General features: G+C 52.9%; 20 protein-coding genes. 14 read left to right on the forward strand and 6 right to left on the reverse strand.

The window, feature by feature from the left end; genetic code table 11:
- Positions 1–148 precede the first annotated feature (148 nt).
- Complete coding sequence (locus ABTW62_RS06695; RefSeq protein ID WP_430903823.1) at positions 149–1,708, forward strand: hypothetical protein; 1,560 nt, start codon at positions 149–151, stop codon at positions 1,706–1,708.
- Between the two features lie 110 nt (positions 1,709–1,818).
- Here the strand turns inward: ABTW62_RS06695 and argA are convergent, their stop codons facing one another.
- Both argA and ABTW62_RS06705 read right to left on the reverse strand, forming a co-directional pair.
- Positions 1,819–3,159 carry an amino-acid N-acetyltransferase gene (argA, locus tag ABTW62_RS06700; RefSeq protein ID WP_430903824.1) on the reverse strand — a complete coding sequence of 447 codons (1,341 nt, stop codon included), beginning with the start codon at positions 3,157–3,159 and terminating at the stop codon, positions 1,819–1,821.
- A gap of 43 nt (positions 3,160–3,202) precedes the next feature.
- Entirely contained in the window at positions 3,203–3,961 is a 759-nt protein-coding gene (locus ABTW62_RS06705; RefSeq protein ID WP_430903825.1) for a 16S rRNA (uracil(1498)-N(3))-methyltransferase, read from the reverse strand.
- 104 nt (positions 3,962–4,065) lie between these two features.
- On the opposite strand from ABTW62_RS06705, the gene ABTW62_RS06710 reads away from it, so the two are divergent.
- The 10 genes from ABTW62_RS06710 (at position 4,066) to ABTW62_RS06755 (ending at position 15,590) form a co-directional block, all read left to right on the forward strand.
- Positions 4,066–4,623 (forward strand): thioredoxin family protein, encoded by a 558-nt coding sequence (locus ABTW62_RS06710; RefSeq protein WP_430903826.1) that lies wholly within the window; start codon positions 4,066–4,068, stop codon positions 4,621–4,623.
- A gap of 2 nt (positions 4,624–4,625) precedes the next feature.
- A complete protein-coding gene (locus tag ABTW62_RS06715; protein WP_430903827.1) occupies positions 4,626–5,411 on the forward strand; it encodes an inositol monophosphatase family protein in 786 nt (261 codons plus the stop codon).
- Between the two features lie 491 nt (positions 5,412–5,902).
- Positions 5,903–7,351: a Trk system potassium transporter TrkA gene (gene trkA / locus ABTW62_RS06720; protein WP_430903828.1), complete on the forward strand. Its 1,449-nt coding sequence runs from the start codon at positions 5,903–5,905 to the stop codon at positions 7,349–7,351.
- 12 nt (positions 7,352–7,363) lie between these two features.
- Complete coding sequence (locus ABTW62_RS06725) at positions 7,364–8,821, forward strand: TrkH family potassium uptake protein (RefSeq protein ID WP_430903829.1); 1,458 nt, start codon at positions 7,364–7,366, stop codon at positions 8,819–8,821.
- A gap of 325 nt (positions 8,822–9,146) precedes the next feature.
- Positions 9,147–9,548 (forward strand): response regulator, encoded by a 402-nt coding sequence (locus tag ABTW62_RS06730; protein WP_430903830.1) that lies wholly within the window; start codon positions 9,147–9,149, stop codon positions 9,546–9,548.
- Between the two features lie 334 nt (positions 9,549–9,882).
- Positions 9,883–10,431 carry a chorismate--pyruvate lyase family protein gene (locus ABTW62_RS06735; RefSeq protein WP_430903831.1) on the forward strand — a complete coding sequence of 183 codons (549 nt, stop codon included), beginning with the start codon at positions 9,883–9,885 and terminating at the stop codon, positions 10,429–10,431.
- A gap of 60 nt (positions 10,432–10,491) precedes the next feature.
- Positions 10,492–11,364 (forward strand): 4-hydroxybenzoate octaprenyltransferase, encoded by an 873-nt coding sequence (gene ubiA / locus ABTW62_RS06740; RefSeq protein WP_430903832.1) that lies wholly within the window; start codon positions 10,492–10,494, stop codon positions 11,362–11,364.
- Between the two features lie 177 nt (positions 11,365–11,541).
- Positions 11,542–13,005 (forward strand): 4-hydroxy-3-polyprenylbenzoate decarboxylase, encoded by a 1,464-nt coding sequence (ubiD, locus tag ABTW62_RS06745; RefSeq protein ID WP_430903833.1) that lies wholly within the window; start codon positions 11,542–11,544, stop codon positions 13,003–13,005.
- Positions 13,006–13,020: 15 nt separating this feature from the next.
- Entirely contained in the window at positions 13,021–13,758 is a 738-nt protein-coding gene (locus tag ABTW62_RS06750; protein ID WP_430903834.1) for a M48 family metallopeptidase, read from the forward strand.
- 467 nt (positions 13,759–14,225) lie between these two features.
- The gene (locus ABTW62_RS06755; RefSeq protein WP_430903835.1) at positions 14,226–15,590 is read left to right on the forward strand and encodes a hypothetical protein; all 1,365 of its coding nucleotides are present in this window, start codon (positions 14,226–14,228) and stop codon (positions 15,588–15,590) included.
- Positions 15,591–15,666: 76 nt separating this feature from the next.
- On the opposite strand, the gene ABTW62_RS06760 is transcribed toward ABTW62_RS06755, so the two are convergent.
- From ABTW62_RS06760 to ABTW62_RS06775, 4 genes are all read right to left on the reverse strand, one after another.
- Positions 15,667–16,281 (reverse strand): carbonic anhydrase, encoded by a 615-nt coding sequence (locus tag ABTW62_RS06760; protein WP_430903836.1) that lies wholly within the window; start codon positions 16,279–16,281, stop codon positions 15,667–15,669.
- A 118-nt stretch (positions 16,282–16,399) separates the two neighbouring features.
- The gene (locus ABTW62_RS06765) at positions 16,400–17,671 is read right to left on the reverse strand and encodes a hypothetical protein (RefSeq protein WP_430903837.1); all 1,272 of its coding nucleotides are present in this window, start codon (positions 17,669–17,671) and stop codon (positions 16,400–16,402) included.
- 397 nt (positions 17,672–18,068) lie between these two features.
- The gene (locus tag ABTW62_RS06770; protein ID WP_430903838.1) at positions 18,069–18,620 is read right to left on the reverse strand and encodes a Slp family lipoprotein; all 552 of its coding nucleotides are present in this window, start codon (positions 18,618–18,620) and stop codon (positions 18,069–18,071) included.
- A gap of 464 nt (positions 18,621–19,084) precedes the next feature.
- Positions 19,085–19,609: a Slp family lipoprotein gene (locus tag ABTW62_RS06775; protein ID WP_430903839.1), complete on the reverse strand. Its 525-nt coding sequence runs from the start codon at positions 19,607–19,609 to the stop codon at positions 19,085–19,087.
- 271 nt (positions 19,610–19,880) lie between these two features.
- Here ABTW62_RS06775 and minC point away from each other — a divergent pair, with 271 nt between their 5' ends.
- Genes minC through minE form a run of 3 tightly spaced genes read left to right on the forward strand, consistent with a single transcriptional unit; the run spans position 19,881 to position 21,742 of the window.
- The gene (minC, locus tag ABTW62_RS06780) at positions 19,881–20,612 is read left to right on the forward strand and encodes a septum site-determining protein MinC (RefSeq protein WP_430903840.1); all 732 of its coding nucleotides are present in this window, start codon (positions 19,881–19,883) and stop codon (positions 20,610–20,612) included.
- Positions 20,613–20,639: 27 nt separating this feature from the next.
- Positions 20,640–21,449, forward strand: coding sequence for a septum site-determining protein MinD (minD, locus tag ABTW62_RS06785; protein ID WP_430903841.1), 810 nt, complete (start codon positions 20,640–20,642; stop codon positions 21,447–21,449).
- Positions 21,449–21,742 (forward strand): cell division topological specificity factor MinE, encoded by a 294-nt coding sequence (gene minE / locus ABTW62_RS06790; RefSeq protein WP_430903842.1) that lies wholly within the window; start codon positions 21,449–21,451, stop codon positions 21,740–21,742. Before minD ends, minE begins: the two co-directional genes overlap by 1 nt.
- Positions 21,743–21,765 lie beyond the last annotated feature (23 nt).

The raw sequence follows: 21,765 nt of genomic DNA on the forward strand, positions 1-21,765 counted from the left end.
ATGCTGTTTGAGTATAAACATATTCTCGAATGCTGCCGATCGATATTATCAGACGAAAGTTTTGCCTCTGGCTATTGCAATGATTACATCATATTTTCGTCTGGGTCATCTGACTAATGCTGCTTGTTTATGGGGTAGGAGGCATTCAATGTATGTAGAGTTTGACGGTACTCGCAAAACACTCGGTGACGTTGATATCGTTTATCACGATGACTGCTATCACCTCTTTCACCTGGTATTGCCCAATCATGATTATATCGCGCATGCGGTCAGTCGTGATGGGCTGCATTGGGTGCGCGTGGAAAATGCGATTTTCATCGGGCATCCGGGCAGCTGGGATGATTCGATGTTGTGGACGATGCATGTGACACCGGATCCATACCAGCCCAAGGGCTGGCGAATGTTCTATACCGGTATCTCCCGCCGCGATCACGGTTTGATACAGCGTATCGGCCTGGCTGTAAGCGATGATCTGTATCATTGGCGCAAACAGCCGGTTGCCTGGCGGCATAACGAGAACAATCGTGGTGACGCAAATCCCGAATCGTCATTGATTTCGGCGCCGCTCGATCCGGCCAGTTGCTATCCCCTGGCGTCCTCGTCAGAACATTATGAAGCGGATATCTGTGAAGGCAGGCAATGGGTCAGCTGGCGGGATCCGTTCTATTTCCGGGAGGACTCGCGTGGCTGGCTGCTTTGTTCGGGCAGGGTCAACGATGGCCCTATTGTCCGGCGTGGTTGTGTGGCGGCGATGGAGGAGGTTGAGGAAAACCGTTTCGTTCATCGTCCGCCGCTCTATCATCCTGGACTCTATGACGATATTGAAGTCCCCAATTTACTGAAGATCGATCAGGAGTATTACTTGATTGGCAGTATACGCGAGGATGCCAAGATACGTTATTGGCATACGCGACGCATGGGTGCTTCCTGGAAAAGCTATCACGATAACGTGTTGCTCGGCGAGGGGAATTACGCGGGGCGTATCTGTGCTGATCCTGGCGGCTGGCTGCTGTGGAGCTTCTTCACGCATGACCGGATGCGGCGCGATGTCGCCAATATGCTGCCGCCGCCCAAGCGCCTGGTGAGAACGCCGTCGGGTTTGCTGCGCGTGCAGTCGTTCGAGAAAATACTTGATGCTGTCATCGAGCGGCTGGACACGAGAGGGCTGCGCCCGCTCAATCGAACCGGGCCCGAAGATCACTGTCATGCAAGCGGTGACGGTTGTGCTAGGCTCAGTGGTCGCTCGGGATTTCAGCCCTTCCTGTTTGATGGCGAACTGGACAGTTTCCGGTTGCAGGTGTCGATGCGGTTATGTGGATCCGGGAAGTGCGGCATCGTGTTCCGAATCGATCGTGACACTCACGATGGCTTCTATCTTTCGCTGGATTTGATGAAGGGGGTCGCCCAAATGCGGGACTGGGGCACCAACTGTGCGGCCACCGGGGAACAGATGATGCGGTTCGAATCGTTGCAGTCCGGTTTCTGGCAGTCGGAGAGACGGGGAATGGCCAGCATCCAATTGATCGCGTTCGGGCGCTACCTGGAGCTGTCTGTTGACGACCGGGTCGTGCTTTGTCTGGTCAGTGATGCATATCAATCGGGTGCGGTTGGTTTTTATGTGGAAAGCGCCGAGCTCGAATTGCGCGATATTTGTCTGCAGCGGTTGAAATCCCCAGCACAATCAGATGAGAATCTGGCGGTCGGTTAAAGCTGGAATCCCCGGTTGTTTGCTATGTGATACGGCTGATGGATTGTGATGCATCTGGCGGGGCGATGATTGCATGTCCGGTTTGATGCGTTTCGTTTCTAAATGGCGCCTCAGACGGCGAGCGGCTTGACGAAGACTTTGGAACGCCTTTGGTAATTGTAAAGATTCTGCCGAGGCAGGGGGAGCTGGTCCAGGGTGGTTTCCGAGTAACCGCGCTCGACGAACCAGTGGGCAGTACGGGTGGTGAGGACGAATAGACGAGTGTAGCCGCGTTTTCTGGCCTGATTTTCAAGATGGTCGATCAGGATACGGCCCATGCCGGCCTTGCGATAATGGGGATGCACGGCCAGGCAGGCCAGTTCACAGGCCTGGTCGTCGGGGAAGGGGTAGAGTGCGGCGCAAGCGATGATGATATTGTCATGTTCGAGCACCGTGAAGCGGTCGATTTCCATTTCCAGCAATTCTCGGCTGCGCCGGACCAGCACGCCTGCATTTTCCAGTGGTTCGATCAATTGCAAAATCGCGCCGATATCCTCGATTTCTGCCTGGCGTATGATTTGCAGCGGATCGCGCGTGATCATGCTGCCGATCCCTTCGTGCGTGAACAACTCCATGAGCAGCGCGCCGTCGACATGACGGCTGATGAGATGTGCCCGTCCCACGCCTTGCTCACAGGCCTGCAGTACCCACGGCAGATAGAGCTGAATATCTTCATCTGGTGGTTGCGCCGTGGTTTGCATGGCTGCGAGCAAGGCTTTACCCTGTTTGACGGTCATTTCCTGTAACAGTTTTTCGCTGTCGCCGGATGGCTGATAAATCCCCTCGGTGTTCACCAGAAAGATCAGTTTGTCCGCTTTGAGCGCGATCGCTACTTCGGCGGCGATATTTTCCAACGTGAGGTTGAAGATTTCTCCGGTGGGCGAATAGCCGAGCGGCGAGAGCAGGGGAATGGCGCCTTGTTCAAGCTGGTCGAGGATCGCCATGGTGTTGACACGGCGGACTTCACCTGTGTACTGCAAATCTATGCCTTCCAGGACACCGATCGGGCGGGCCGTCACGTAGTTGCCGCTGGTGACGCGGATGGCGGAATTGGCCATGGGCGAGTTGGGTAGCCCCATGGATAACAATGCCTCGATTTCAACGCGCACTTTGCCAACGGCTGCTTTGACGCACTGGAGGGCGGCAGCATCCGTGACGCGCTTGCCCTGTACATAGGTAATATCCTGCTGTTCCATTTGCAGCTGGGATTCAATTTGCGGACGCGCACCATGTACCAGCACCAGCCGGATACCCAGGCTGGCGAGCAGATTGAAATCATGGACAAGCTCGACAAATTTTCCGTCCGAGACCACTTCGCCACCGAAAGCAATGACGAAAATCTTGCCCCGGAAACCGTGAATATAAGGCGTGACAGAACGAAACCAGCTGATAAATTCGGTATCCGATTTCATTGAGCGAATCTTGTGCGAATAAAGACAGTAGATAGTGTGAGGATCAATAGTCGCCCCACAGGGTTTGGGCTGCGGCAATTGCAGCCAGCGCCGCGCTTTCGGTGCGCAGGATGCGTTTGCCCAGGCGAATCGACTTAAAACCGATCGTATGGGCTGCATCCATTTCTTCGCGGGTGAATCCCCCTTCCGGCCCCACCAGCAGGGTGAGGCATTCATGGGGCTGAGGCGGCGGCAAGTCCGCCAGGCGATGATTGGCCGCCGGTGAGAGCATCAGATAATAGCGCGGTCGTTCGCCCGTTTCTGCTTGCTGGGCAAATTTCCGTTCGAACCATTGGGACAGCGACAGCAACGGCAACAATTCGGGAACGCTATTCCGGCCACACTGCTCACATGCGGAAATGATGACCCGCTGCCAATGGCGTTGGCGTTTGCCGGCGCGTTCAGCGCTCAAGCGGACGACGCTGCGCTGCGTCGTCAGGGGTTGGATGCGGGTCACGCCTTGTTCGACTGCTTTCTGTATGATCCAATCCATTTTTTCATGGGCGCAGATTGCCTGGGCCAGTTCAATAGACAGGGGAGATTCGCGCGTCACATCTGAAAAGCGGTCGATCTGGACCAGACATGCTGTTTTCTTAATTTGCGCCAGGTGGCCGGAGAATTCCCCTCCCTCGCCATTGAAAAGCACAACCGGGTCGCCCTGCTGCAAGCGCAGCACCTGCGAGGCATGATGACTGGTATCACTAAGTAACATGATCAACTCGCCCGGCTGTATGGGTTGAGGGTGAAAGAAGCGTGCTGTCATGCGGGATGGATGATTTTAATAATGGGCGATCAAAAGTTTGTAAACATTTCCATGATAATATAACAAAGATAGGATCATTAAATGGAAAAGGAGTGATTGTCGATATGGCGAGTCTGGAAACACCAGTTTGTGATTTTGGCTGGCAAGCAGTGGATTTCGATCTTCCTGGCGTGGATGGCAAACGCTATGACCTGGCTGCGGCACGGGGTGAGAATGGGTTGCTGGTGATGTTTATCTGCAACCATTGTCCTTACGTCAAAGCCATTCGGGACCGGATCATCCGCGATGTCAAGGAACTTGCCGGGCACGGTATCGGTACCATTGCCATCATGTCGAATGATCCGGCGGACTATCCGGAAGATTCATTTGATAACATGGCCAAGATTGCCCAGCAATATGCGTACCCTTTCCCCTATGTCTGGGATGAAACGCAGGCCGTTGCCAAGGCATACGGCGCCGTGTGCACACCCGACTTCTTCGGTTTCAACAGCCGGCTGGCATTGCAGTATCGCGGCCGGCTGGATGCCTCCCGCAAGGAAGCCGCGCCGGCTGATGTGCGCCGCGATTTATTCGAAGCGATGGTGGAAGTGGCCAGGACTGGCCAAGGGCCTCGAGAGCAAATTCCCAGCATCGGCTGCTCGATCAAGTGGCGGGCCGATTGAGTATGCTGGAGCGAGTTATCGCAGCAGTGAAAGAGGTAGCGCACCAGGAAATCATGCCGCGTTACTTGCAGGTCGAGCGGATTTACAAGGAGGACGGCAGCTTTTACACTGAAGCCGATATGGCTGCGCAAACCAGCCTGCTGGAGAAGCTGCATAGGATTTGTCCTGCGGCCATGCTGGGTGAGGAAATGACAGGCTTGCAGCAGCATGAACAATGGGAGGCGGGTCAGGATGGCGTTTGGGCCATCGACCCTCTCGATGGCACTTCCAACTTCATGAATGGCCTGCCTTTTTTTGCCACCTCTGTTGCCTTGTTGCGTGAGGGCAGAAGCGTGCTGGGCGTGGTGTATAACCCAGCCACTGACGAGTTGTTCTATGCGGAGCGGGGTAAAGGTGCTTTTCTCAACGGGAAGCCGCTGCCACTATCCAGGCGCAATATTCCATTGAGCAAGGCAATTGCCAACGTCGACTTCAAACGGCTGAATCGTAAGCTGGCCGAGGCGGTCGTGGCAGGACATCCCTATGCTTCCCAGCGTAATTTCGGCGCTTGCGCGCTCGAATGGTGCTATACCGCTGCAGGCTATTTCGATTTGTATCTGCATGGTGGGCAGAAGCCCTGGGATTATGCCGCCGGGTGCCTGATCCTCGAGGAAGCAGGTGGCCACCGGTGCGCACTGGATAAGGATGATTACTGGTCCGGCCAGCCGTGGCGCCGTTCAGTCATTGCGGCACTCGACCAGGAATTGTTCAATCAATGGCGTGATTGGGTGCGATCACATCAATCCTGATTGGTATTTCCTAGGAGGCTGTCCGAGAATAGCGATCGTAGCGAGGGCGCGGCTGGTTGAGTTGGATTTTTCGATCATTTGAGGCGAATAGTCGTTCTATTTAACGAAAAGGGTCGTAAAATCCGGCCAATTTTTCATGGGCTTGGGAATCCCATGGTGAACGAGCTGAGCCACGCAACATTGCTGCATTGACCTATGGTTTGATGCATCTGCGCATGCACAGGCTGCATTGCCCGGGTCATGTTTTTATGGTTTACTGCGCGCCCTGCAGGCCCCAGCTATCGTTCCAGACAATCAGTGCTCATTCCGCGCTGGACCAGCGCTGGTTCCTCGCTTATTTGATTGATTATTGTGTATTGTGTATTGGGTACTGGGAATCGTTACGGCAGTAGTAACGATAGCAAAGGTATGTCTCGGCGTTTCCAGGGACGCTGGTGAAGGCGGGCGCCATGGTTTAAGGTTATTACTATTACTCAAGGCGGAGACTGGTATTGAAGATCATCATCCTGGGAGCGGGTCGGGTAGGTTCAACCGTGGCAGAGAGTCTGGTCGGCGAAGCCAATGATATTACCATGGTCGATCTGTCGGCAAGCAGACTGAGTCTGTTGCAGGATCGGATGGATTTGCGTACCGTGGCCGGGAACGCTTCTCATCCTTCTGTCATGGAGCAGGCTGGCGCGGACGATGCCGACATGATTCTGGCGGTAACCGGCAGTGATGAAACCAATATGGTTGCCTGCAAGCTGGCGGCCAGCCTGTTCAACACCCCCACCAAAATTGCCCGGATACGGGCCACCAATTATCTGGACCATCCCGAGATATTTTCCAGGGAGAATTTTTGCGTGGATTTCGCGATTTGTCCAGAGCAAATCTTGACCGGATATATTGAGAAATTGATCGAGTTTCCGGAAGCCCTGCAGGTGCTAGACTTCGCTTCCGGTAAAGTCAGCTTGGTGGCGGTCAAGGCGTTTTATGGCGGTCCGTTAGTTGGTCAGCAGCTGCAGGAATTGCGCCAGCATGTGCCGAATGTGGAGACTCGGGTGGCGGCAATCTTTCGTCGTGATCGTCCGATCATTCCCGAGGGCAGTACCGTGGTCGAGGCGGGCGATGAAGTGTTCTTCATCGCCTCTTCCCGTGACATCCGGATCGTCATGAGTGAATTGCGCAGCATGGACAAACCTGCCAGGCGTGTGATGATCGCAGGCGGCGGCAAGGTCGGCAGGCGGCTGGCCGAAGCGCTGCAACACAGCTATCAGGTGCGCATTATTGAATATAATGGCAAAACCTGCGAGTCGCTGGCGCAGGATTTGCACAATGTGCTGATATTGCATGGCGATGTCACTGACGAAGAATTGCTCGAAAGTGAGAACATCAGTGAGATGGATGTCTTTTGTGCGCTGACCAATGACGACGAGAACAATATCATGGCAGCCCTGATGGCCAAGCGCATGGGGGCGCGCAAGGTGATTGCGCTCATCAATCGCGGCATCTACGTGGATCTGATGCAAAGCAGCGGGATCGATATTGCGATTTCGCCCGCGCAGGTGACCATCGGCTCATTGCTGGCCTATGTCCGGCAGGGGGATGTGGTCGTGGTGCACAGCCTGCGACGAGGCGCTGCCGAAGCACTGGAGCTGGTCGCGCATGGCGATGCCAGTTCGTCGAATGTGGTGGGCAAGAAAATCGAGGATATCAAGCTGCCCAAAGGGGCCACGATTGGCGCGATTGTTCGCGGTCTCCCGCCCGGCGACGTCTACCGCCAGGACTTGCCTGAAGACGAGAAAAAGCATATCTCCGAGCGATGGAATCAGGCGCAAGTGATTGTGGCGCATCATGATACGGTGATTGAACAAGATGACCATGTGATTATGTTTGTAGTCAATAAGAAAATGATCCGTCAGGTCGAGAAGTTATTCCAGGTGAATGTGGCATTTTTGTAAACAGCGCCAGTTATGACTCATTTTCTTGCGGTTGCCAACGTATTGGGCAAGATGATTCTGGTGTTCGGCTTGACCATGCTGATCCCCTATGGTGTGGCTTACTGGCTGGATGACGGCGCTCTGGACGTTTTTCGGGACGCATTGCTGATCACCCTCGGATGCGGTGCGGCCATTTGGCTGATAACCCGTCCTTTCAAGCGCGAATTACAGATTCGTGACGGATTTCTACTGGTGGTATTGGTGTGGCTATCATTGCCGTTGTTTGGCATGTTGCCTTTTCTAGCTTATTTTCCGGAGCTGGGCATCGCCAAGTCGTATTTCGAGGCGGCTTCCGGATTGACCGCGACCGGTGGAACGGTTCTGACCGGTCTTGATTCGCTGCCCCGTGCCATCAATTTATGGCGTGGCCTCATGATCTGGCTGGGCGGGATGGGATTGATTGTCTTGGCGGTCGCGATTCTGCCGATGTTGGGAGTGGGTGGCAGGCAGCTATTCAAGGCGGAGATTCCGGGCCCGATGAAAGAATCCAAGTTGACCCCGCGCATTGCCGAGACCGCCAAGGGCTTGTGGCTGGTATATGCTGCGCTGACGCTGCTCTGTGTCTTCGCCTACTGGTCGGCCGGGATGAGTGAATTCGACGCGGTCATGCACGCATTCACCACTCTGGGTTTGGGCGGATTTTCCTCGCATGACGCCAGTTATGGTTACTGGGATTCGCCGCTGATCGAGGCGGTCGCGATTTTTTTCATGCTGCTGGCGGGGATCAATTTCGCCACCCATTTCATGGTCTGGCGAACCAAAAGTTTTTCTTTCTACCGAGTCGATCCGGAAGCTAAGCTTTTTTTTCTGATCGTGCTTGGCAGTTGTGCCGGTCTAGCTGTTTATCTGTGGGATGAGGGCGTTTACGAGGAGCCGCTGATGGCGCTGCGCTTTGCTGCCTTCAATGTGGTTTCTGTGGCCACAACCACGGGCTACAGTAATACTGATTATGCTGTCTGGCCCATTTTTGCGCCGCTGTGGATGATGTTTCTGTCGGGTTTCAGTACCTCCTCGGGATCGACCGGTGGGGGCATCAAAATGATCAGGGTGCGGATACTCTACAAACAGTTCTTCCGGGAAATGATCACCATCATGCATCCACGCGCAGTTTCTCCGGTCAAGATCGGACGCAGCGTGATTTCCCACAAGATTATTTTCGCTGTTCTGGCCTATTTGTTCGTTTATGCAGCCAGCATGGTCTTGATGACCTTGATGCTGACTTTGAGTGGACTGGATGGTATGACAGCCTTTTCGGCGGCGATTGCCTGCCTGAATAATCTTGGGCCAGGCATGGGTGAGGTCGGCCCCGCTTCAACCTATGTCTCGTTGAACGATTTTCAGATTTGGTTGTGCAGTTTTGCCATGTTACTGGGCAGGCTCGAGTTTTATACTTTGTTGATCGTTTTTACCATCGCTTTTTGGCGCAAGTAAGGAGTGGTGGTTCCAGGATGGCACTAAGACTGCCGGAGAATGTGGAAATTCCTGCGGTAGCCACCCGATAGGCTTGTGAATAAAAATGGAAGCCAGGCAGCTTGTTCTGGAAGGAAACTGCTGACAGCCCGTTGAGGTGGCGCGTTGCCGCCTTGTTATGCCGCGCATAGTTCTCTGCTTTGCACTGATTGTGCGGATTCCGGCCTGCGTCTGCCTGAGGTTTACTGGATTATGCGTTATCATAGGGCTATTGGTATCGACGAAACGGTTTTTCGTTGTGCTGATAAAAACTTGGCCAAGAAGGGTGGCGGAGTGAGGGGTGGCTGTGAGTGAATGGGATGATTTGGCGGGAATCAAGGTCTTGGTGGTCGATGACAGCAGCACTATCCGTCGAGCCGCCGAAATTTTTCTCGCACAATCCGGTTGTGAGGCGATGCTTGCCACAGATGGGTTCGATGCGATGGCAAAGGTCATCGATGGCCGGCCCGACGTCATTTTTCTGGATAGCGTCATGCCGCGGCTGGATGGTTATCAGGCTTGCATGCTGATCAAGCGTCACCCTCAATACCGGTCAATTCCGGTTGTACTGCTTTCCGCCAAAAGCGGGTTGTTCGATCAGGCGCGTTGTAGAATCGCCGGTTCCGATGGACATCTGGCCAAGCCGTTCAGCAAGGAGGCATTGCTTGCCAGCGTCAGGCAATATGCGCGACAGCGCAATCAATCTTAGAATGAATTCAAGCATAACAATTTATCCTTTCCATCATAGCAGCTTAGCCATGTCGACTAGTACTCCGTTCCGCCAAACCGCTTACATGAAATCGCGCCTTCGCCTGTCATGCGTTGTTGCAAATCCTCGCCATAGCTACGGCTATGACTGCGGTTTGCGCCTAGCCTGGCAGGCGAATCCATCGATTTCATTTGTAAGCTAATTGACGGAACGGAGTACTAGTGGTCAAACGAGACGTCTGAAATCATTTGCCATCGCAGATAACGCGCTGAATGTCTTTTTGTAGATCGAGTATGCCTCTGCTGGTCTTTCTGTCTTCCAGGTTTTTATTGTAATGAAGATCAACCCGCCCTCGGCATGGCACCCTGCTCCAGTTTGTGCGCCTGTCGACATCCGCTGGTGGTTGCGCCACCGTGATTCGCTGACGCGCCTGCTGCAAGCGCATAGTGACCATTTCCGTGTCGAGCCGGTATTTCAGGCGCTGGCTGCCGCATGCATCGATGAATTGGCGATCATGAATCTGCGTTGGGGGGTGCGGGCACTGGTGCGCGAGGTGTATCTGCACTGCGACGATGTGCCGGTTGTCTTCGCGCATTCGGTGGTGAAATCGGCGCATTTGCAAGGCGCGTGGCGCGGATTGGGTCGCCTGGGCAACCAATCGCTCGGTACCATGCTGTTCACTAATCCATTGATCCAGCGTACGTCCTTCGAGTATAAACAACTGAAGTCACACCATCCACTATTTGAACGGGCTTGCGAGCAGTTGTCTGATCGGCCGATGAGTCTGTGGGCTAGGCGTTCGCTGTTCACTCTGCAAGATCAACCTTTGCTCGTGACAGAGGTGTTTTTGCCCGCGATTCGGAAACTGAGAGCCGCTGAATGAGTGCTATGCATGTCCGATTCACAGTTTGCTTGTTCCAATGACAGCTCATTATTAGATATTATGATACCTAAAGAAAAATTATTTGCGTATTACCAACTGATCAGATTAGATAAGCCGATCGGTATTTTGTTGTTACTGTGGCCGACGTTATGGGCCCTGTGGCTGGCAGCCGATGGCCTGCCAGATTTGATGATACTGACGATTTTCGTGCTGGGAACGGTTCTGATGCGTTCCGCAGGTTGTGCCATCAATGACTTTGCCGATCGTCACATCGATCCGCATGTAGCGCGTACCCGGCAGCGGCCGCTGGCAACTGGCCTGGTGCAACCACAGGAAGCGTTATGGGTGGCCGCTGGGTTGAGCTTGTGCGCATTCCTGTTGATTTTGCCGCTCAACTGGCTCACGATCGGGCTGTCCGTGTGCGCGCTGCTCCTGGCAGCTTCCTATCCTTTCACCAAGCGTTTCTTTGCCATGCCGCAAGCGTATCTCGGATTGTCGTTCAGCATCGGGATGCCCATGGCCTTTGCCGCCCAGACCAATGCTTTGCCACCCATTGTCTGGTTGTTGATGGTGGCCAATCTCTGCTGGGTGATTGCTTACGATACGCAATACGCGATGGCTGACCGGGAAGATGATCTCAAAATCGGCATCAAAACCTCTGCCATCACGCTGGGACGTTTTGATGTGGCAGGCATCGTGCTGTGTCACGTTACTTTTGTCAGTATCCTGGTGTTTGCGGGCGGGCTCTTGCAGGGGGGAATTTTGTACTATGCTGCGCTGCTGGTCGTGCTGGGTTTGATTATTCATCAATATCACCTGATTCGCGATCGGGAACCGGCTCGTTGCTTTCAAGCGTTTCTACACAATAATTGGATCGGTGCGACGGTTTTTATCGGTATTCTGCTGGATGCTATGTCCGGGATCGGTCGGTAAGTGGCGCTGCATGTGATCGCATTGCATTATCACGCGCCATATCACAGCGCGGCGAGTGGGCCGCTGGCTTGCGAGGATCCGCTCTGGGTGATGCGGCTTTACCCAGACTGCCCTGGCTTTTTCCGGCCACTCTCCAGACTGTTGGTTGCGTTTTCCATTTAGATTTTCTATCCATCCATGAAATATAAAGATTTACGTGATTTTCTGGCGCAGCTCGAACAGCGTGGGGAATTAAAGCGGGTCCAGACGGAAATCGACCCCCGCCTGGAAATGACTGAAATTTGTGACCGTCTGCTCAAGCAGGCGGGGCCCGCGGTGCTGTTTGAACGGCCCGCTCAGCACACGATCCCGGTATTGGGCAATCTGTTCGGCACGCCCGAACGGGTCGCGCTGGGCATGGGCCAGTCCTCTGTTGCTGCCTTGCGCGAAGTGGGCAAGTTGCTTGCCTATCTCAAGGAGCCTGATCCGCCGAAGGGCCTGCGCGATGCCTGGGATAAGCTGCCAGTGCTCAAGCAAGTGCTGAATATGGCACCCAAACAGGTCTCTCATGCGCCCTGTCAGGAAGTGGTCTGGGAGGGCCAGGCCGTCGATTTGAACCGTTTGCCCATCCAGACCTGTTGGCCGGACGATGCCGGACCGTTGATTACCTGGGGGCTGACAGTGACCCGTGGTCCGCACAAGACCCGTCAGAATCTGGGGATTTATCGCCAGCAGGTGATTGCGCCGAACAAAGTGATCATGCGCTGGCTGGCACACCGGGGCGGCGCACTCGATTTTCGTGATTTCTGCATGACCCATCCCGGTCAGCCCTATCCGGTTGCGGTCGCGTTGGGTGCAGATCCGGCTACGATTCTCGGTGCCGTGACACCGGTTCCGGATAGCCTGAGCGAATACCAGTTCGCTGGTCTGCTGCGCGGTGCGAGAACCGAGGTCACCCAGTGCTTGACACATGATCTGCAGGTTCCGGCGAGTGCCGAGATCGTTCTGGAGGGCTATATACAGCCCGGGGAAACCGCCCTGGAAGGGCCTTTTGGCGATCATACCGGCTACTATAACGAGCAGGAAACCTTCCCGGTGTTCACGGTCGAGCGCATGACCATGCGCCGTGACCCGATCTATCATTCCACCTATACCGGCAAACCGCCAGACGAGCCCGCCATCCTCGGCGTGGCGCTGAATGAAGTATTCGTGCCGTTGCTGCAGAAACAATTCACCGAAATTGTCGATTTCTACCTGCCGCCGGAAGGCTGTTCCTACCGGCTGGCGGTAGTGAGCATGAAAAAACAATATGCCGGCCATGCCAAGCGTGTCATGTTCGGTGTCTGGAGCTTCCTGCGGCAGTTCATGTACACCAAGTTCATCATCGTGACCGATGACGATATCGATATCCGGGACTGGAAAGAAGTCATCTGGGCGATCACGACGCGGGTTGATCCCGCGCGGGATACCCTGATTGTCGAGAATACGCCAATCGATTATCTCGATTTTGCCAGCCCGGTTTCTGGCCTGGGTGGCAAAATGGGGCTGGATGCGACCAACAAATGGCCGGGTGAGACCCCGCGCGAGTGGGGGCGGACCATAGAAATGGATGCGCAGGTCAAGGCAAAAATCGATCGCATCTGGCAGGAGCTGCCATTCTGACAGGCAGGCCGCAGCATGAATTCTGCTGAACAGATAGTCGTCAGCCATTTGAACGTAAACGGCATGGTGGTGGCAGTTGTGCGCAAGCCGATCAAGCATATGTATCTTTACCTGGATCCACCTGACGGACGGGTGCGGGCAGTGGTGCCGTCGATAGTCAGCGATGAAGCCATTCGCCTGATGGTCATCGGCAAGCTGGCATGGGTCGAAAGGCGGCAGGCAGCATTTACAGCGCGGCCCGCTGTGCCTGCACAGGCAATGATAGACGGTGAGCACCATCATTTTCTCGGGCAATGCTATGCGCTACGGGTACATGAGCAGACGCTTCGGCATGGTGTCGTATTGCGCAAGCCGGATCAGCTTGAGTTGTATGTCTGGCCGGGGGCTGGCAGTGAACAGCGCAAACTGGTTCTATCGCATTGGTATCGGGCGCAACTGCAAGCATTGATTCCGTCGCTGCTGGCCAAATGGCAGGCTGTGGTGGGTGTGCGGGTGGTGGAATGGCGGATCAAACGCATGCGAACCCGATGGGGAAGCTGCAACCCAGCCGCCAGGCGCATTTGGTTGAGTCTGGAACTTGCCAAAAAATCCATCGCATGTATCGAATATGTGCTCGTTCATGAGCTGGTGCATCTTCACGAACGGCGGCATAACCAACGTTTCAAAACATTGATGAGTCACTATCTTCCGGACTGGCGGCAAAGGCATACCTTATTGAATCAATCCGTCTGGAATGAGAGTTACCGGCCGTAGCCGGCAATTACCCTGGCCAGATGTTGCTAACTCAGCCTTGTGCCGATGAGGTGAGAAGTGATATGACTGACCGGCTGCCGCATTGCAAAGTTATCCAGAAACCTTCTATTTCGCCTGATCGGGGCAATTCGAGCGAGACCCGCTTGGTTGTTTGTGTTGCCATAGAACAACAGGTGATCGAGCGATTTGGCGCAGAATGCTAAAATAATGCGCTATTTTGGATGCAGGTGGTTCAATCTTGTTTCCGGTGACGCGTTATTCAGACAAAAGGCTACACAAACTGATTATGGCAAGCGCGGTTGATAAATCAGGCGAAGCCAAGTGGCCTTTTGTAGCAGGGTTATATTGCGGCGAATGTTTTGAGGATGGCTTTCAGTATTGTCGGTATCAGAGAGTTTTATAAAATGGGCCAACTTGGATATTCTTGCTGCTGAGCATTTTAAAATAAACTTTTGGAGTAGATGAAGATGACAGACTATTACCAAAATGTGCAACGCCATTTCTTGCGGTTTACCTTGTTCTCCAGTCTGATGCTTGCTGCGCAATTAGGACTGGCCGAACAGGACCGGCATTCAGCTACGCATTCTGCCATCAGCTTTCCCAATGAACAGGCGCTGCCTTATCTTGATCGGGATGCCAAAGCGTATCGTACGCCACGCGCAGGCGAAGGCTTCAGAACCGAGATTTTTGGCGAAGAAATCGTGGTTGAGAGCCGCGACCGGCGATCAGTCGATGCCTGGATGCTGGGGCTGCAATACAATATGCATGAACCGGATGACCGGACTATATTTCCGATCGGTAGCCTTTATTTCTGGCGTCAGCCAAAAGAAAGCCAGTTGTTTTATGCAAATGTTGCCGGTGTCTATAACGATATCTTTTACGGCGAGCAATTGCCTGACTGGGGGAATTATCAATATGCGCTGGCATTTCGCAACTTTACACCACCCGCGCCGTTAAGCGAGATTGTGGATGGCAAGCGGGTCCGTGATGAAGAAATGTACTGGGGGCGCTTGCAGTGGAGTGCGGGTATCGGGTATCGCGAACAGATCGCGCCTGGCTACAATGACAACATGTTCATGGTCAATCTCTTTTTTGAGCCAGGTTTTCTCTATTTCAACAAAAGCCGTAAAGCGGCTGATAATTTAGTGACGCCCAGTGATACGGTGGAGCTCGGCACACGACTGGAGATCAAATACGATGCGCTGGAGCGGAATATACTGTGGCTGGCGCATCAGGGTTTTGCCGCCGGTGCCAATTTTGTTTATGGTCATCGTTTGAATTGGCGTGACTGGGGACTGGATGGCATGCAACACAAGGCGGGCAGTTCACGCGATCATGTCAGGTTCGATGCCTATGCACTGGCAGCGGGTGGGGTGCCATTTATAGATAGCGACCGGCATCGCCTGCTGGGCGCCGTCCATGTTGGCACTGGCAACAATCTGGACCGTTTCTCGGCGCAGCGGATCGGTGGCGGGGTGAACCCCATGGGCTGGGATTTTTCGTCGACTGCCATTCCGGTATTGCCCGGCGCCTCGGTCTGGGAGTTTTATCCTGAGCATTACCTGATTGCCAATACGGAATACCGCTGGGAACCGATTTTTTTCAGTTACCTGAGTTTACATGGCACGCTTGCCTGGCTTGATCCCGTGCGCAATGTCGATGGCGAATTTAAGCGCAAAGATACTTTCTATAGCGCAGTCGGGGGGCGTGTGGCCACCGGCTTTCTGGGGGATTCCATGCTAGTTGTGGACATGACGCATAATCTCAACGTCATCAGAGACAATAAACGGGGTGGCACCGATATCACCTTTTTTGTGGTCAAGGAGTTTTGATCTGGCTGCGTCAAGGAGAGGGCATTCAATTCCAGCTGGTGAAAAAGACTGATTCCAGTTTGCATTGCATGATCGGCTAATTGGAATCAGAATCCATTTCGCCTGCTTGGGGCGCTTCTTGTTTTATGGATGTATCCTGGATGACTTCCACTTCGCCTTTCAAATCCATCAACAATGTTTCAACTTCAATCTGCGGATATTTCTCATTGATCATCTTTTTGAGATGCATGAGATTGGCGGTGTGTACTGCGGTTTCTTTATCTAAATCCGAGGAATAATCTTCGCCCAGCAACATTTTGTAGGCACCGCAATCGCGATGATCCATTACGATAACGGTATGGATACCATGCAATGTAACCGAAAGATCCAGGTGGTCCCAGAAGGTTCTGGTCCATGCCGGATATTTTTCGGTGATTGCGCCCAGCGAGGCGCCGGCCAGCACGATGTGGTCATAATTATGATACAGGCCTTTGCGCAGCATATAGCGTTCAATTTCATCCATTAAGCGATAATCCATACAGCTTAACAGCAAAGTTTTCGCTTTGCCGCTGGCATGCGCTTGCCGGGCACCCGTTGGCACTGTGAACAGGCTGACGCCGGCGCCTAATGTCGCCAAATGGAGCAGTTTTCTGCGCTGTTTGCCAGAAGGGGGCAAATTTTCGCTACGATGCGCGCAATGATGTTTTTTCATTTTTTGGAAAAAGTAATTTTGGGGGCCAATCTTAGTGGTTTTTCCAGTCAATTATCAAGCTATTTCTGAGTAGGGTCTTGCGTATCTGCTGGCAACCCGTTCCAGACGGGGAATGGATTCAGCGCAGCAATCTCATTGAAGCCACGCGCCGCTCGATTTTGTCCATCATTTCAATATATTGTGGGCTGTCTATGCCCCCGAAGCGTGCTTTAAAGGTGCTTTCGGACATATGTTCGGGCAGATCCGACCAATAGGGGATGAGATCGGTATCCTCTATTCCCGACAGTATTTTGTTGCGCATGGCCTGTGCTTCAGTTGGATTGGCCAGTATTTTTTCGGCAAAACGGGTGCCTGAACGGTTGGCGGCGATATCGTTGAATGAGAATCCGCTGCCGGAACGGGCATCTTCCAACTCCTTGTAGAGGCCAATTGCATCGGATAAAATGGTGTCCGTATAGGCGGTAATTGCGGTAGAAGCCATGAAGTGCATGGCGAAGTCCGCCCGTCCATCCAGCGTGACCCTGATTCTGACAGGATTGGGCCAGCTGGCCGTCTCCGGGATGACCGATCTGAGTGGAAACTGCAGTACGTGAAACGCGGTAACCAGCACTGCGGCACGGATCTCTTCCACGATATTCCCTGATGCGTTGTGCCGAACGGTTTCCCGCATGACGGCCATCAGCAGTTCGGAGAGCGGCATCGACCGTCCTGCCTGATGACGGTTATGCTCATTCAGGAAATGATGATAACGGAGCAGCCGATCCAGCTGTTGTTGATTGAAAAGCGGGGCACTCAGTGAAGAATAACCGGATTGATCGGTTCCCCAGCCCTCCCAGTAGTATGTGATGGCGATACCATTGCGGGAGATCTGTAATTTCCGGAAGGCTTCCAGCGCTGCGCGGACATCCGGACTGCTTTTTTGTAACCGGGTCAGAAGCTGTGATATCAGCAGGTTGGCAAGCGCATCCGGTACGGGCAATTTGCCAATCTGAACCGATTCCAGCATGGGGCGGCCATTGGCTGCTGCCACAACTGCCTGGATGTTGAGAAAACTGCCGGCATTGCCTACCGGCACGGGCAGACTCAGTTGAATCAGCGCGCTTTGATCCTGTACGGTTGCTCTGGCACGTCCTTGCGCGAAATGATGCGCCAGGTAATTGAGAGCGATATCCAGATCATCCGGCTGAAATTTGGCTGTTGCTGACTTGCCCGGATAGACTTGGTAGCGATGCGTATCAAGCAGCTGCTTGGCGCGCGCAATATGTTCCGGCGTGACGAGAATTTCTCTTTCGATTTGGGGCTGCTGGTCGATCGCAAAATAAATCAGGGCGATACAGGCAGCGGTAAAAGCCAGGATGAGAATCGTGAATAAGGTAAATAGCTTCCACATAAGTTGTTAATGATATTTTGCTGCTGGCATGGGGTGAGCGACTGCGGAGCGCTGGTAGCGCAAAATACTTGGCAACGGGCGATGCTGCGTCTCTTGATTTTGCAAGTGTCCAGAATTTTCGCTGCGTTCGAAATAAGCTATTGCGGGTGATTTGGCATTGTTTTCAAAGGGTAGTACAATTTTCTATGGCATCTGATGGATACCGGAACCGGTTCTGGAATTCCGGATGACGGCAGTTATACAGCCAAGTTGGCGGTAAAATGCTCATATTATCAGCATTTGGGCTTGGCCAGTATAAGTTGAATGCCGACAGCTCTTGGCGCTGACCCTTACTGATGCGGGTTTTGCGTGGCTGCATGGGTGATTGAGCGGCAATTTGTCAGCGACCCCGCGACGCCTACCACCAATACCCATAAGGGCCGTAAAAGCCTCGGTAAAAGAAAGGATGGCCATAATAGCCGAAGGGGTAGGGGGGTGGATAGCGATATCTTTGATCTCCAGCATAGCGTCTTCCCCGGTAATCCTTGGGCCATAGATAAATCGTGGCAGCAGACACCAGCGGAATGCGTATAATCTTGTTGCCGACCATCCGTTCGATTTCACCTTTCAAAGTGCCGGTGACCGTAATTTCAGCATCTTCGGTAAAGATCGCCGGATCCAGGAAATCACTGGTTTCGACCGCGAACCGGCCATCGCTGGTTTGGCTGATTTGAGGGTAACCATTGCGATCCAGCGGGTAAAAAAGTACCTGTACAAGACTTGAATCCGTTTCGTTCTCTACGTCGATAACCGTGCCACCCCAGCGTAGCGGGGTATCCTTGTAGGCATCGACATCCTGACTGACGAGCTGATAAGGAATATCCATTGCCGGGAAGTCCTTGATGGCAGGCGGCATGCTGGTACATGCAGCGAGCCACAGCAGGCAGAACAAAAGCAAGTAGGATTTCATGCTTTCCTCCAATGTAGGTGGAGCCAATCAAATTGGTCGAGTGATCATGCGGCCTATCTTCTTTATCCGGTATGGATATAGAGGACGAACGAGCACAGTTACACCCGCACTGCATATTCAGTTTTTACTTAAAAACCTCGCTTTGCAGGTATCTGCGTTCGCTGATTATTCTACAAGCAATATTTGACAACCAATCGCAAGCTTAATTCTTGCAAAAGGATGTTCAGGGAATCTGAACATTGCCATAAGAGCACCTCTAAAAATCCATATTTCGTCACAATACGTCGTTGTGCACAAAGAATGTCTCCTTCCCTATCCATCATATGCTGCGTCAACATTTTTTGTTCTCGCCTGGTCTTGTTTAAAACTCTGAATTTTTAGAGGTGCCCATAATTGTGACAGGTGTCTCGTGATTGATGCCATGATTCGAAATTGTCCTGACAACGAGGCTGACGGTTGGGTGCTTACCACCAATATCCGTAAGGACCGCAATAGCCGCCAAAATAGGGATCCGGAACATAGCGGAAGATTGCCTCATCGTAATATCTACTTCCCCGGTATTCCTTTGGCCATAGGCAAATCGCCTCTGCGTCGATGAGCGGCATACGTACGGGTTTATGTCCGACCAGGCGTTCGATTTCGCCTTTTACAGATCCGGCAACGGTAATTTCCGCATCTTTGACAAAAATTGCCGGATCCAGAAACTTGCTGGTTTTGATCGCAAACCGTCCCTGGCTGGGTTCATCGGTTTGCGGATAGCCGTTGGCGTCGAGCGGATAGAAAAGCACTTGCACGAGGCTGGAATCGATTTCGTTCTCCACATCGATGACGGTGCCGCCCCAGCGCAGTTGGGTGTCCTGGTAGGTATCGGTTGCCTGGCTGATGAGTGTATAAGGGGCGGGTTCTGCAGGAAAATCCCGGATTCTCGATGTGGGACTGGTGCATGCGCCGAGCAGGATCAAACAGAGTAAAAATGAATGGGATTTCATGCTTTCCTCCTTGACTGGCAGATAGATGAAGCATACTTAATTTCATGCTGTCAGGCACCAATTTTTATGCATTATTTGCAAGCAACATGACGTGCGTTATGCTATGGCAACTGCACTGCAAGCATTTTGCCCGATTCCTGGTTAAAGCAGTTTATTCCATTGGATTGAAAGGTATAATGGCTGCTTTTATTTTGAACGTGGGATCTTGATCCCACTTTTCCATACATATACCCGCATGATTGATTCTGCGGACAGCTCAGAGTCTTGTCACATGGATGGTTTGCAATCTTCCGTATTGGAATTCAGGAGCAGTACTTTCTTTGCACCAGTTCTGGTTTTATACAGCAATGACATGCATGCAATCACCCTGCACCTACAGGAAAAAATTGCCAGTGCGCCCGATTTCTTCAAAAGTTCTCCGGTATTGTTCGATTTGACCGAACTGAACGAGCGCGGCCAGGCAATCGATGTTGCCGCACTGATAGCGCTGCTGCGGCAATCAGGGTTGTGCCCTGTGGGTATCCGGGGCGGCAGCGATGCCCAGGCGCGCCTGGCTTTGGCATCATCGATTCCGGTGGATTCCGGCCGCAGCAGTGGCAGTGCGCGGCTGGAGTTGAACAATGCGCCCGCTGCCATACCCGAGATCCAGGCCATGGTTGTCAAAGAAGTGTCACATGCGCCAGCCATGCTTGTTACCCAGCCGGTGCGTTCGGGCCAGCGGATTTACGCTGGCGGAGACCTGGTGATTCTGACGCAAGTCAGTGCCGGAGCGGAGATTATGGCGGAAGGTAACATTCATGTTTACAACACCCTCAGAGGGCGGGCCCTGGCTGGTGTACAGGGCAATACCGCCGCCCGCCTTTTTTGTCTCGATTTGCAGGCCGAGCTCGTTTCGATTGCCGGGGTTTACAAGACAAGCGAAGATTTGAAGACAAGTATCAAAAAAAAGCCACTGCAAGTTTATTTGCAGAACCAAGCGTTGATTGTTGAGGAACTCGATTAAAAACTATTTCTGGGAAAGGAGATTCAATTGGCAAGAATCATCGTTGTAACATCGGGTAAAGGTGGGGTCGGAAAAACCACGACCAGCGCGGCTATCGCCATGGGGCTGGCTAAAAGGGGGCATAAGACCGCTGTCATCGATTTTGATGTTGGATTGCGCAACCTCGATTTGATCATGGGATGTGAGCGCCGGGTGGTGTATGATTTTGTTAATGTCATCAATGGCGAGGCAAATCTCAACCAGGCTTTGATCCGGGACAAGAATTGTAACCAGCTCTATATCCTGCCTGCCTCACAGACTCGCGATAAAGATGCGTTGACCCTGGAAGGCGTCGGCCGGGTGTTGGAAGAGCTTTCCAAGGATTTCAAGTACATTGTTTGTGATTCGCCGGCTGGCATTGAGAAAGGCGCCAATCTGGCCATGTATCACGCAGATGATGCATTTGTGGTGACGAATCCGGAAGTGTCATCGGTCCGGGATTCGGATCGCATGTTGGGAATACTGGCAAGCAAGTCGCGCCGGGCTGAGCTGCGCATGGATCCGATCAAGGAGTTTTTGTTGTTGACGCGTTATGACCCAAGCCGCGTCGAATCGGGCGAAATGCTAAGCCTGGAGGATGTGCAGGAAATACTGTCCCTACATTTGCTGGGTATCATTCCGGAATCGAAGTCGGTTCTGAATGCTTCCAACGCCGGGATCCCGGTGATTCTGGACGAGAAAAGCGATGCCGGCCAGGCTTATGCGGATGTCGTGGCGCGATATCTCGGCGAAAAAAGGCCACACCGCTTTATTGAAAATAAAAAGGGGTTCCTCAGAAAGTTGTTCGGAGGTAAATAATGAGCTTACTGGATTACTTTAGATCGTCTAAATCTAAAACTGCTTCCGTCGCAAAAGAAAGGCTGCAAATCCTCGTTGCGCATGAGCGCTATTATCGCAATAAACCATCCTATTTGCCGCAGTTGCAAGAAGAGTTAATGCAGGTGATTCGGAAATATGTCGAGGTGGACCAGGATGCGATCTCCGTCAAATTCGAGCAGGATGATAATCAGGAAACGCTCGAATTGAATATAGTGCTGCCGGATGCGCAACATCCCCGGAATGCTGCGACTGAAGCAAGAAATGCGCTTTAACCAACAACCATCTTGGTATTGAT

It is taken from the genome of Nitrosomonas sp. ANs5 (assembly GCF_050584665.1).
Classification (GTDB): Bacteria; Pseudomonadota; Gammaproteobacteria; order Burkholderiales; family Nitrosomonadaceae; genus Nitrosomonas.